Annotated in this window: 9 protein-coding genes; 6 read left to right on the plus strand and 3 right to left on the minus strand. The window is 62.6% G+C overall.

All coding sequences use genetic code 11. The features are described 5' to 3' along the window. Nucleotides 1-27 precede the first annotated feature (27 nt). Nucleotides 28-2,652, plus strand: coding sequence for a PSD1 and planctomycete cytochrome C domain-containing protein (locus NMA52_RS07265; protein ID WP_254826995.1), 2,625 nt, complete (start codon nt 28-30; stop codon nt 2,650-2,652). 4 nt (nt 2,653-2,656) lie between these two features. Continuing rightward, the gene (locus tag NMA52_RS07270) at nt 2,657-4,132 is read left to right on the plus strand and encodes a DUF1501 domain-containing protein (RefSeq protein ID WP_254826996.1); all 1,476 of its coding nucleotides are present in this window, start codon (nt 2,657-2,659) and stop codon (nt 4,130-4,132) included. Nucleotides 4,133-4,151: 19 nt separating this feature from the next. Here NMA52_RS07270 and NMA52_RS07275 read toward each other — a convergent pair whose 3' ends face one another. After that, nucleotides 4,152-5,183, minus strand: coding sequence for a phosphotransferase family protein (locus tag NMA52_RS07275; RefSeq protein WP_254826997.1), 1,032 nt, complete (start codon nt 5,181-5,183; stop codon nt 4,152-4,154). 122 nt (nt 5,184-5,305) lie between these two features. Here NMA52_RS07275 and NMA52_RS07280 point away from each other — a divergent pair, with 122 nt between their 5' ends. The 4 genes from NMA52_RS07280 (at nt 5,306) to NMA52_RS07295 (ending at nt 10,357) form a co-directional block, all read left to right on the plus strand. Continuing rightward, nucleotides 5,306-5,803 carry a CIA30 family protein gene (locus NMA52_RS07280; protein WP_254826998.1) on the plus strand — a complete coding sequence of 166 codons (498 nt, stop codon included), beginning with the start codon at nt 5,306-5,308 and terminating at the stop codon, nt 5,801-5,803. A gap of 89 nt (nt 5,804-5,892) precedes the next feature. Beyond that, entirely contained in the window at nt 5,893-8,043 is a 2,151-nt protein-coding gene (locus tag NMA52_RS07285) for a cation:proton antiporter (protein WP_254826999.1), read from the plus strand. Between the two features lie 59 nt (nt 8,044-8,102). Further along, a complete protein-coding gene (locus NMA52_RS07290) occupies nt 8,103-9,593 on the plus strand; it encodes an arylsulfatase (RefSeq protein ID WP_254827000.1) in 1,491 nt (496 codons plus the stop codon). A gap of 32 nt (nt 9,594-9,625) precedes the next feature. Then, entirely contained in the window at nt 9,626-10,357 is a 732-nt protein-coding gene (locus NMA52_RS07295) for an SDR family NAD(P)-dependent oxidoreductase (RefSeq protein ID WP_254827001.1), read from the plus strand. Nucleotides 10,358-10,360: 3 nt separating this feature from the next. Here NMA52_RS07295 and NMA52_RS07300 read toward each other — a convergent pair whose 3' ends face one another. Continuing rightward, nucleotides 10,361-11,428: a hypothetical protein gene (locus NMA52_RS07300; protein WP_254827002.1), complete on the minus strand. Its 1,068-nt coding sequence runs from the start codon at nt 11,426-11,428 to the stop codon at nt 10,361-10,363. A 58-nt stretch (nt 11,429-11,486) separates the two neighbouring features. Beyond that, nucleotides 11,487-11,906 carry a thioesterase family protein gene (locus tag NMA52_RS07305; protein ID WP_254827003.1) on the minus strand — a complete coding sequence of 140 codons (420 nt, stop codon included), beginning with the start codon at nt 11,904-11,906 and terminating at the stop codon, nt 11,487-11,489. Nucleotides 11,907-11,909 lie beyond the last annotated feature (3 nt).

Below are 11,909 nucleotides of genomic sequence, written 5' to 3' on the forward strand. Positions count from 1 at the left end.
TAAGGTCGTATATTCAGACCCGTCATTATGCGCACCCTCTTCGCCCTTACCCTCCTTTGTCTCCTTGGCTGCCGGGATCCCGAACCGCGGGTCAGTTTTAGTGCGGACGTACGCCCGATCTTCAACGCCAAGTGCGTCGGATGCCACGGCGGAGTGAAGCAGGCCGGCGATCTGGGCCTGATCTACCGCGCGGAGGCGCTGCGCGCCGTAGTGCCGGGATCCCCCGGTCGGAGCGAACTCATCCAGCGCATTCGCCACGCCGACCCCGACCAACGGATGCCCCTGGAAGGCCCTCCGCTTACCGAGCCGGAAATCGCCACCCTCGAGCGGTGGATCGAACAGGGTGCGGAATGGGAGGAGCACTGGGCCTACGTGGCCCCCGACCCCGCACCGCCCCGGAGCGCCGTCCCCGCCGACGGTAACGAGATCGATGCCTACGTAGCCGATGGATTGCTCGCTGCGGGATTTTCCCCGGCTCCCGCGTCCCCGCCCGCTACTCTGCTGCGCCGCTTGTCGTTTGATCTCACGGGACTGCCCCCCACCCCCGCGGAAATGGAAGAATTCCTGCGAAACCCCGATGACGAAGCCTACGTCTGGGCGGTCGATCGCTACCTGGCCTCCCCCCGCTACGGCGAACACCGCGCCGCCGCCTGGCTGGATCTTGCCCGCTACGCCGACTCCCGGGGCTACGAACGTGACCGCCCCCGCACCATATGGCCCTACCGCGACTGGGTGATCCGGGCCTTCAACGACGACATGCCCTTCGACCAATTTACGGTGGAACAGCTGGCCGGAGATTTACTTCCAAATCCCACGCGTGATCAGTTGATCGCCACCGCTTTCCACCGCAACACCCCTAGCAATGGGGAGGGCGGCACCAGCAACGAAGAATACCGAACCGTGAGCGTCCTGGACCGGGTAAATACGACCTGGGAGGTCTGGCAGGGCACCACCATGGCCTGCGTTCAGTGCCACGGACATCCGTACGACCCGATTCCCCAGGAAGCGTATTATGCTTCTTACGCCTTCTTCAACAATACCGCCGACCACGATCACGTGTGGGAACGACCGACGGTGAGTATTCCATCCGCCCGCCTGCGGGGGAAGATTGACAGCCTGCAGTCGTGGATCATGCACTACGGCACCTCGGTGGAGCAGGACTACTGGCACCGTGCCCTTCAGACCCGGGAACCCATCATCAGGCCCTACGCCTTCACGGACGTGGTCGGTGGAGTCTTTACGGATCGCGCCGACGAGGACTTTATGGTCATGCGCCACGGGAGCTCTTTCGCCCTGCCGCCCCTCCAGTTGGATAGCCTCGCGGCCCTGCATTTTCACGCCGGCGACCGGAGCCCCTACACGATGGAGATTCGCCTCGACGACACCAGCGGGCAGATCGTGGCTACCTACGACAGCGAGCAGAACCGCGGCGGCGGCATCCGCATTGTTCCTCTGACCCCGACCGCGGGTAGCCACCGCTTGTCGGTCACGGTCAGAAGTACGGAAGATCAGCCAGGACCACTGACCAACATCTACGGATTTCATCCACAGCCCCGCTTACCGGGAGAGGAGCAAGCCGGGTACGAACAGATCCGGTCCTTCATCGATGAGTTGGCGGCCGCCCCGGACTCCCTTCGGGTCCCGGTGATGAGTGAGAACCCGCCCCTCACCCGCCGGACGACCCAACTGTTCGAACGCGGCAACTGGCTGGTACCCGGCCGGGTCGTGACGGCTGACGTACCGGACATCCTGCCCCCCCTGCCGGCGGACGGTGCGCGGGATCGACTGGCCTTCGCCCGCTGGCTCACCTCACCCGACCACCCACTGACCGCGCGCGTGGCCGTCAACCGCATCTGGGCCGAGCTCTTCGGTACGGGAATCGTAGCTACTCCGGAAGACTTCGGCAGCCAGGGTGCCGCGCCGAGTCATCCGGACTTACTCGACTGGTTAGCCGTCCACTACGCCACTGAACTACAGTGGAGCACGAAGCGCCTGATCCGCTTCATCGTGCTCTCGAAAACCTACCGACAGTCGTCAGCCATCCGGCCGGAACCGGCCGACGACCCCGACAATCGCCTGCTCGCCCGCGGTCCCCGCGGCCGCCTGACCGCCGAACAGATCCGTGACCAGATGCTGGCCGTCTCCGGGCTGCTGAGCGACAAGATGTACGGCCCGGGCGTCATGCCACCCCAGCCGGACGGCCTGTGGGACCATATTCCGTACAGCGACAGTAAGTGGGAGACCAGCAGCGGCCCGGATCGGTACCGGCGTGCCGTTTACACCTACCTGCGTCGTTCGGTCGTTCACCCGTCGCTGACCACTTTCGACGGATCGAGTCGCGAGATCTGCCTGTCCCGACGAACCGAAACCAATACGCCGCTACAGGCCCTGGCCACCCTGAACGACCCGGCCTTCACCGAGGCCATGTACTTTCTGACCGACGCCATCCTGCGGGAGACGGACGACCCCACCGGAGCCATCGACCGGCTTTTCCGGCGGGTACTGTACCGCCCGATCCGGGAAGCGGAACGGCAGGAATTGCGGCTGCTCTACGAGGAGGCCCTGCGCCAGTCGGATCACCAGGCGCGCGAGGCCTTGTTCGTAGTCACCAATGTCCTCTTTAATCTCGACGAATTCCTCACCAAGTCCTGAACCCATGCTCCACGTCGATCAGGAAGCCGTCCGCCGGCGGGCTGCATTCAACAGCCGAAGATTTTTCCTCCGCCAGTGTACGCTGGGGCTCGGTGGCATGGCCCTCGGAAGCTTACTGGGCTGCGACGGGCCCTCGGTGCCTTTACGTCCGGACGTAGCCCCGGAATCCTTGCCCGGCCCCCTCGACCTGGCACCCCACGCCCGCCGGATCATCTACCTGCACATGGCCGGCGCGCCAAGCCAACTCGAAACCTTCGATTACAAACCCGATCTGCAGCGGCTGCACGGACTGGATTGTCCGCCCTCCCTACTGGACGGTAAGCGTTTTGCCTTCATTCAGGGTACCCCGCGCATGCTCGGTCCCCAGGCGACCTTCGCCCAGTACGGAGAAAGCCGGGCGTGGGTGAGCGATCTACTCCCCCACTTCAGTTCGGTCGTCGACGACGTAGCTTTTCTCCGGGCGGTACACACGGAGGAGTTTAATCACGCCCCCGCCCAGTTGCTCATGCATACGGGTAGTCCGCGACTGGGGCGTCCCTCCCTGGGATCCTGGGTCACCTACGGCCTGGGTTCCGAGAACGAAAACCTGCCGGGCTTCATCGTGCTCACCTCCGGCGGGCGTGAACCCAGCGCGGGGAAAAAGCTCTGGAGCAGCGGCTTTCTGCCCAGCATCGAACAGGGCGTTCAGTGCCGCACCCAGGGCGACCCCATTCTGTACCTGAGCGATCCGGAGGGGATGTCGCGTGACCTGCGACAGCGCAGTATCGCCGCTATCAATCACCTCAACCGCCGGCAGTACGAAGAGGTCGGCGATCCGGAAACCCTCACGCGCATCCGGCAGTACGAGATGGCCTTCAAGATGCAGGTTTCCGTCCCCGAAGTGATGGACATCAGCCGGGAGCCGGACTACATCCACGCTATGTACGGCACCGAACCGGGGCGTTCGTCCTTTGCCAACAACTGCCTGATGGCCCGCCGTTTGGCGGAAGCCGACGTACGCTTTATACAACTGTATGACTGGGGCTGGGATATGCACGGGACCAGTCACGACACCAGCCTCGGGGCGGGATTACGCGAGAAGTGCCGCCAGATCGACCGTCCCATGACGGCGCTGCTCCGGGACCTGAAGCAACGGGGCTTGCTCGAGGACACCCTGGTCGTGTGGGGTGGAGAGTTCGGCCGCACGCCCATGCAGGAGAATCGGGGCGGCACCACCAATCCCTTCCTGGGGCGCGACCACCACGGGGAGGCCTTCACCATGTGGATGGCGGGCGGAGGCATCCGGGGCGGGGCCTCCTACGGTCAGACGGACGCCATCGGCTACGCCGGCGTGACCGAGCGGGCGCACGTGCACGACGTGCAGGCCACCATCCTCAATCGCCTGGGGCTCGACCACGAGCGGCTTACCTACCCCTTTCAGGGACGTAACTTCCGACTGACCGACGTGGCGGGCGAAGTCATATCTCCCCTACTCGTTTAATCGACTACCGTTCCAGTAATCATTGTCCGAGTTTCGTACGGCCCAGGGCGGCGAATGCCCGTGCCGCCCGCCCGAACTTTTCCATGCGTGCGTCGCGCGTACTGCCCCGCACGTAGCGGCGGTACAGCTGCTGGGCGATCACGGCCGTCTTAAAGCAGGCGAAGGCCTCATACCACGGCATACGATCCAGCGATAGGCGGGTGTGGGTCGCGTAACGCTCCTTCAGGTAATCCTTGTCCGGCCAGTCTCCGTCGAGGAGCCGTACGGGCATATCGGCGGCGTCCAAAGCAGGGTCGGGCCAGAAACTCAGCGTACCGGCCAGATCGATAAGCGGGTCACCCAGGGTGGCCATATCCCAGTCAAACACCGCCGTAACCGTATCGGGGTCCCCGGCGCTAAACTGGCAGTTGTCGAACTTCAGGTCGCCGTGGACGATCGACACCCGCTGGGGTGCCGGAATGTCCCGCGCAAGCCGATCAGCCAACCGATCCATGTCGGCATTCTCCTCCGTCTTCGCCAGTTGCCATCGCTTCGACCAACCCGTCAACTGACGCAAGGCAAATCCCTCGGGATTACCGAGTTCAAGCAATCCGGCGACTTCAACGTCGACCCTATGCAAATTGGCGGTTACGCGCATCAGGGCGTCGGTGAGCCTTTCTTCCACCCGGGGCATCGTCCGGAACGTGTCCGGCAGTGCGTAGCGGACCACCGTACCGTGTCGACGTTCCATGACCACGAAGTCCGCCCCGATGACCTCGTGGTCCGTACAGAGCAGGTGGGCGCGGGGCGCGGGAGCAAAGTAGGTAGGTAAACGCGATAGGATGCGGTATTCCCGCCGCATATCGTGGGCACCCGGAGCAATGGTCCCGAAGGGTGGACGGCGCAGGACGAGTTCCCGGTCTCCGAAGGTCAGTTTGTAGGTCAGGTTCGCGTGACCGCCGTGAAACTGGCGCACGGAGAAGGTTCCGGACAGCTCCGGCAGTTGCCGGCGCAAATAGTTTTCCAGACGATCGAGGGGTAATTCTTCGCCGGGGCGAATGGGACCGGGCATGGGCGGGGTGCTTTCCGGCCGAAGCTAGGCAAAAGCAGGCACACGGGCACCGGGCGAGCGTCCGAGTTTGGTAGATATAGAACCGCGTAATTACGGCGCCGGTTATATGACAAACGCCCGTCATGCCATCCGAAAAAACGCTCTATGCATTCAACGAGTTCTCCGTCGGGGTCCGGTGGCGCGTCGTGGACGATATCGTCATGGGCGGAAGGTCGGAGGGTCATTTCGCCATAACGGAACGTAAGCACGGCCGCTTCTACGGCCACCTGTCGACCGAGAATAACGGGGGGTTCTCCTCGGTTCACCGAAAGTTCGACCCACCCGTCGATATCGCGGGATACGACCGCATTCGCATCCGCCTACGCGGTGACGGTAGTCAGTACCAGTTTCGGGTCCGGGCAACCCCTGAGCAGCGCTACCAGTATACCTACGAATTCGACACGACGGGCGATTGGGAAGTGATCGACATTCCCCTGGCTCAACTCTACCCCGTGTACCGGGGCAACCGGCTCGAAGAACCGAATTTTCGGGGTGACCGACTCGCGGAGATCGCATTTCTCATCAGTAATGACCGGCCGCAGCCCTTTCAGTTGCTGCTCGACCGGCTGGAACTGGCATAATGCCGGGCGGCTCAATAAAATACAGTCCTCCGGGTCGGGCAATTTAGCCGTACGCGTGGTTGTAGTTCCAAACGTCAATCTTCCGAACCATGCCGCCACTGCTCCTGCTGGAGATTGATGTTTCCCTGCCCCTGACCGACCCGGTAGTGAAGTTTCTACTGATCCTGGTGATCATCCTGTTCACTCCGCTGATCCTCAATAAATTTCGCATACCTCATCTACTGGGCCTAATCATCGCCGGAGCGGTAGTCGGTCCCTACGGCCTGCACCTCATGGAGCGCGATAGCGGGATCATCCTGTCCGGCACGGCGGGCCTGTTGTACATCATGTTTCTGGCGGGCCTGGAGATCGACCTGGCCGAGTTTCGGAAGAACAGTCGCAAGAGCGCCGTCTTCGGTCTGTACACCTTCCTGATTCCACTGACGCTGGGCATTGTAACCGGCCTGTACGTCCTGGGGTACCCAACGCTTACCTCGATTTTGCTGGCCAGTATGTTCGCCTCCCATACCCTGATCGCCTACCCCATGGTCAGCCGCATGGGGGTAGCGAAGAACCGGGCGGTGAACATCACCGTGGGGGGAACGGTGATCACCGACGTCCTGGCACTCCTAGTGCTTGCCGTAATCGTAGGCATGACCCGGGGGGAGGTGAACGCGGCGTTCTGGCTCCGACTGGGGGTGTCCGTGCCCGCGTTCGGAGCATTCGTGCTCCTGGGCTTTCCGGTGGTCGGGCGGTGGTTCTTCAAGCGCTTCGACGACAGCGTATCACAGTACGTGTTTGTGTTAGCGATGGTCTTTCTCGGTGCGGTGCTGGCCCAACTCGCCGGCGTGGAGGGTATTATCGGGGCGTTTCTGGCCGGGCTTGCGCTCAACCGGCTTATCCCCCTCACTTCTCCGTTGATGAACCGAATCGAGTTTGTCGGAAACGCCATCTTCATACCCTTCTTCCTCATCGGCGTGGGTATGCTCATCGATTTCCGGGCGTTCATCACCGATCTGGACACCATCCGGGTGGCGGTGGTGATGACGGTAGTAGCTACCGTCGCGAAGTTCACGGCTGCCTGGCTGACGCAGCGAACCTTCGGCTTCAGCGTAGACGAGCGCCGCCTCATCTTCGGCCTCAGCAACGCCCAGGCGGCGGCGACCCTGGCGGCGGTGCTCGTGGGCTACAACACCATCGTCGGGACCACCCCCACCGGCCTCCCGCTGCGACTGCTCGACGAGAACGTGCTGAACGGTACGATCCTGATGATCCTGGTCACCTGCACCACTGCCTCCCTGGTGGCTCAGCGCGGGGCACGTAACGTAGCCCGACGGGAAGAAGCTGAGGCTCCTTCCGCCGAACTTCCCCGACGGGAACGCATCCTTATTCCCGTCAGCAATCAGGACACGACGGACGAGCTGATCAACCTGGGCGTTACCGTCAGGGGTGACCGGCGGGGCAGTCAGCTGTACGCGCTCAGCGTCGTCGACCACGACACCGAGGATGCCAGCGGCGAGATGCGGGCCCGCAAGCTCCTGCAACGGGCGGCCGTGACGGCCGCCGCCACCGACAACGTCCTGCTGGAACTCCTGCGCTACGATCTCAGCGTCGTCAATGGAATCACGAGCGTCGTAAAGGAACACCGCATTACCGATCTCATCATGGGGGTACACGTCAGCAAGGGTATCACGGATACCTTTCTCGGGCACCTGACGGAGGGCATTCTGACGCGCTGCAACATCACCACGCTGCTCTACAAACCGGTGCAACCCTTTGCTACCCTCCGGCGCCACCGCATCGTGCTGCCGCATCATGCGGAGATGGAGCCCGGGTTCCCGGCCTGGCTGGCTAAAGTGTGGAACATCGGAAAGAACTCAGGTGCCCGCATGGTCTTCCACGGCCCCCCCGAAGCTCTGGAAGCCTGCCGGGAACGGCAGCGGACCGCGCCGATCGATGCGGTCTTCAGTGAGTTCAACGACTGGGACGACTTCCTCATCCTGGCCCGAGAGTTTCAGCCCAACGACAACCTTATTCTCATCATGAGTCGTCCGGGTCAGCCCTCCTTTCAGCGCGGCATGCGTAAGATCCCGGCCCACCTCAATCGCTACTTCCAACCTTACAGCTTCATCATCATCTATCCCATGCAGGAAGGGGTGGAGGACTCACCCGCCGTGGCGTTCCGGGATCCGAGCCTGACCGCTCCCCTGCGCCAGATTAATCAACTGGGCGAATCCATCGCCGAGCTCCTCAAACGCTGATCCGACGGACCTTTCCCCGGGCTGTCGCGTAATTTGCCCGGCAGCGCTACCTTCCCCCTATGCTATTCCACTCCCTCCGAGCCGGACTACACGTCCTCTGCTTCCATCGCCTTCAGTCCGCTGCCATAACGGCCCTGCTCCTGCTGTTGCTCGGCTCCTGCGGCCCCGCCCCAACCCTGGACGATCTGGAGGATACGTCCGTGCCCGTGAACATCGTCTACATTCTGGCCGACGACCTGGGCTACGGCGACCTGAGCTGCTACGGACAGCAGCATTTTTCCACCCCGAATATCGACCGGCTGGCCCGGCGCGGCATGCTGTTCACCCAACACTATAGCGGTAGTACGGTATGCGCGCCCTCCCGGTCCTCCCTGATGACCGGACTCCACACGGGCCATACTTTCATTCGCGGCAACAAGGCCATGGACCCGGAGGGGCAGTATCCCATCCCCGACAGCATCTATACCCTCGCCGAACTCCTGCAGGATAACGGATACGCCACCGGGGCCTTCGGTAAGTGGGGGCTGGGACCGCCGGCCTCCACGGGTGACCCCAACAATCAGGGATTCACGGACTTCTTTGGCTACAACTGCCAGCGCCTGGCCCACAACTACTACCCCCGCCACCTGTGGGACAATCAACAAAAGATGGAACTGCCCGGCAATGCGGGTCGGGCCAAGGAAATCTACGCGCCGGACCTCATCCACGAACAAGCCCTGGCCTTCATCACCGAAAATCGCGACCGGCCCTTCTTCCTCTTCTACCCGAGTCAGCTGCCCCACGCCGAACTGGCCGCGGCGGACAGTCTGGTGACGATGTTCGCCGAACAGTTCGGTAACGAAACCCCCTACCGGGGTACCGACGACGGGCCACGGTACCGGGAGGGGCCCTACGAGTCGGCCGCCCGTCCCCACGCCGCCTTCGCCGCCATGGTCACCACCCTCGACCAGCAGGTCGGGCAAATTCTCGACACCCTCGAGGCGCTCGGACTGACGGACCATACGCTGGTCGTGTTTACCAGCGATAACGGACCTCACCTGGAAGGGGGCGCGGACCCCGACTTCTTCGACAGTAACGGCCCGCTGCGCGGCTACAAACGCGATCTGTACGAGGGCGGCATACGGGTCCCGATGATTGCCTCTCTGCCCGGCAGGATTGCCCCGGGACGCACCGACCACGTTTCCGCCTTCTGGGACGTATTCCCCACCCTGGCCGAACTGATCGGCGTAGCGCCACCGGATAGCCTCGACGGCTTATCCTTCCTACCCACCCTGGAGGGACGAACCGCCGACCAGCGCCAGCACGGTTACCTGTACTGGGAATTTCACGAACGGGGCGGGCGGCAGGCGGTGCGCGCGGGACGCTGGAAGGGGGTGCGCTACGACGTGTTCGCGGATCCGGACGGTCCGCTCGAGCTGTACGATCTGAATCAGGATATCGGGGAAACGACCGACGTAGCCGACGCCCATCCCGACGTCGTCGAAGAACTGAAAGCCATACTCCGCAACGCGCGTACCCCCTCGGCGGTCTTTCCCTTCGGCGCACGGTAACCCCCACCGTTCACATTAACTCCACACTACCCTTGCGCTACTCTCTCGACAACAAAATCGCCATCGTCACCGGCGGCAACTCCGGCATCGGCCGCGCCATCGCCGAAGCCCTGACCGAACAGGGAGCTACGGTACACACCCTGGACCTGGAAGGTGATGGTCCGCGTCACCACTCCTGCGACGTGACCCAGCAACGGGAGGTAGCGGCAACGGTGGACCGCATTGCGAGCGCGGGCCCGATCGACCTCCTGATCAACAATGCCGGAATCGGCTTCGTCGGTGATCTCGAACAAACGACCGAGGCGGATTTGGACCGCCTGTACGCCGTCAACGTAAAGGGGGTATATAACTGCGCCCTGGCCTGCGTAAAACACATGAAGGAGCGCGGCGGGGTGATCCTGAACATGGCCTCCATCGCCGGCACGGTCGGCCTCGCCGATCGCTTCGCCTACTCGATGACCAAGGGGGCCGTCCTCAGCATGACCTACTCCATCGCGAAAGACTACCTGGCCTACGGCATTCGGTGCAATAGTATTTCACCGGCCCGGGTGCATACCGACTTCGTGGACAACTTCATCGCCAAGAATTATCCCGGTCGGGAGCAGGAAATGTTCGCCCAATTATCGGCCACCCAACCCATCGGTCGGATGGGGCAGCCCCGCGAGATCGCCGACCTGGCGGTTTACCTGTGCTCGGATGAAGCGTCCTTCATCACGGGGACGGATTTCCCCATTGACGGTGGGTTCATCCGGCTCAACAGCTAAGGCCTATTCCACGACTTCGATCCGCAGGTAGTTGTCTTCTCCCCGCAACCGGCTTCCCTCCAGTTCCACCACCGACACCGGTAGGGTAAAGGTGATGCCCTGGCGGGTATCGACGAACACCCGGTAGGAAGCGTCGGTATCGTCGGAGACGGTAAGCAGACCCTTGTCGAGGTCCAGTACGTAGCCTCCCTGTAGAACGATGTGGTCGTTGGAGAGAAAAAGCACGGTGCCGTCGTCGAGAAAACTGGCGCTGATGTTGCCCAGATCACCGGCGTCGATGAGGCTGCGGCGCGGCAGGCGCTTGGCGTCGACCACCCCGGCGCCCTCCCGGGTTCTGGACGGGGGGATGAGCAGAAAGCTGCGGGAATAGCCCTGATTCACGTAATCGACGAAGGACTGGGGCGTGTAGCTACTTTCCCGCAGTCCCAACTTGCGCAAAGTGATGGGCACGACCTGTCCGTCGCGAACGACACGTCCGCGGTACTCGCCGGCGGTCAGCGTGTCGAGGACCACGATCAGGTTATCGAGGTACTGACTGCGGTTGCGCTCGGCCAGCACTACCACGGGCTGGGGCTCGGTGACCGGGACGGTATACTCCGAATACTGTAGACCGGGGGTCGTAGCGCTCCAGTCGCTCAGATGATTGACGAAATCCTTCGATTCCGGGCGGGCGTACTCCGGAAATCCGGTGAAGGCGGGTTCGAAGCTGGCCCAGTACTCACGTTCCCCGATCCGGTATTGGAAGGGTTGACGGGTAAGGTCGGATAAGTCTCCCCCACCGGCGACGGTCCGCAGTTTGAGGAAGGAAGCGCCCTGCGCGAGGCTGTCCGGCCAGGGAGTGCCCTCTAACGGAATGACCGTATCCCGGGAAGAAAAGACGCTGCGGACGCGGGCTTCCGGTCCCGCTACCGTCACGAGATCGCCGTACCGAAAGGGGTGTTCCCCGCCGTCGGGGCCCAAGTACAGCCACTTCCCGGCCTCACCGGTGGGTACTGCTTCCGCAGAATCGCAGCCGTATCCGAGTAACAAAAGGCCGAAAGAGATCAATAAGTAGCGCAAAACTCTATTCATGCCCCCTCTAACACGCCATGCGGCAAGATGGCCCACCCCGCACGCACGCTCCCCGTTTTTACCGCAGTTTTTCCAGTCCGGGCAGCCACGATTCCGGCAGTGGGGCCTTGCGTAGCCGGGCGTAATCGTAGGGAACGATCACTTGTTGGGTCAGGGCGGCGAGGCGCTGGTGCAATGCGCTGAAGATAGCCGTCTGCATGGTGAAGCGATCGGCGTCGATGGTGAGTGTACGTGCACCGACGATAGCCGTGTCCGGGTAGGTCATCGGATAGGTGTACTTACAATCCTGCCAGGCCAGGATGGCGCCGGTATCCCCGGGGGCGAAGGCCGTATTGATTCCCACCTCCTGAAAGTAGGTAACGCGCACGGTTTCCGCCCAGCGCAGGTACACCAGGTTATTCACGTGCTGGGCGGAATCCATATCCCCCCACAGCACGGGAAATCGGTGGAGCGTCTGAAAATCTTCGGTAGTAATCATCAA

It is taken from the genome of Lewinella sp. JB7, from assembly GCF_024297185.1.
Classification (GTDB): domain Bacteria; phylum Bacteroidota; class Bacteroidia; order Chitinophagales; family Saprospiraceae; genus Neolewinella.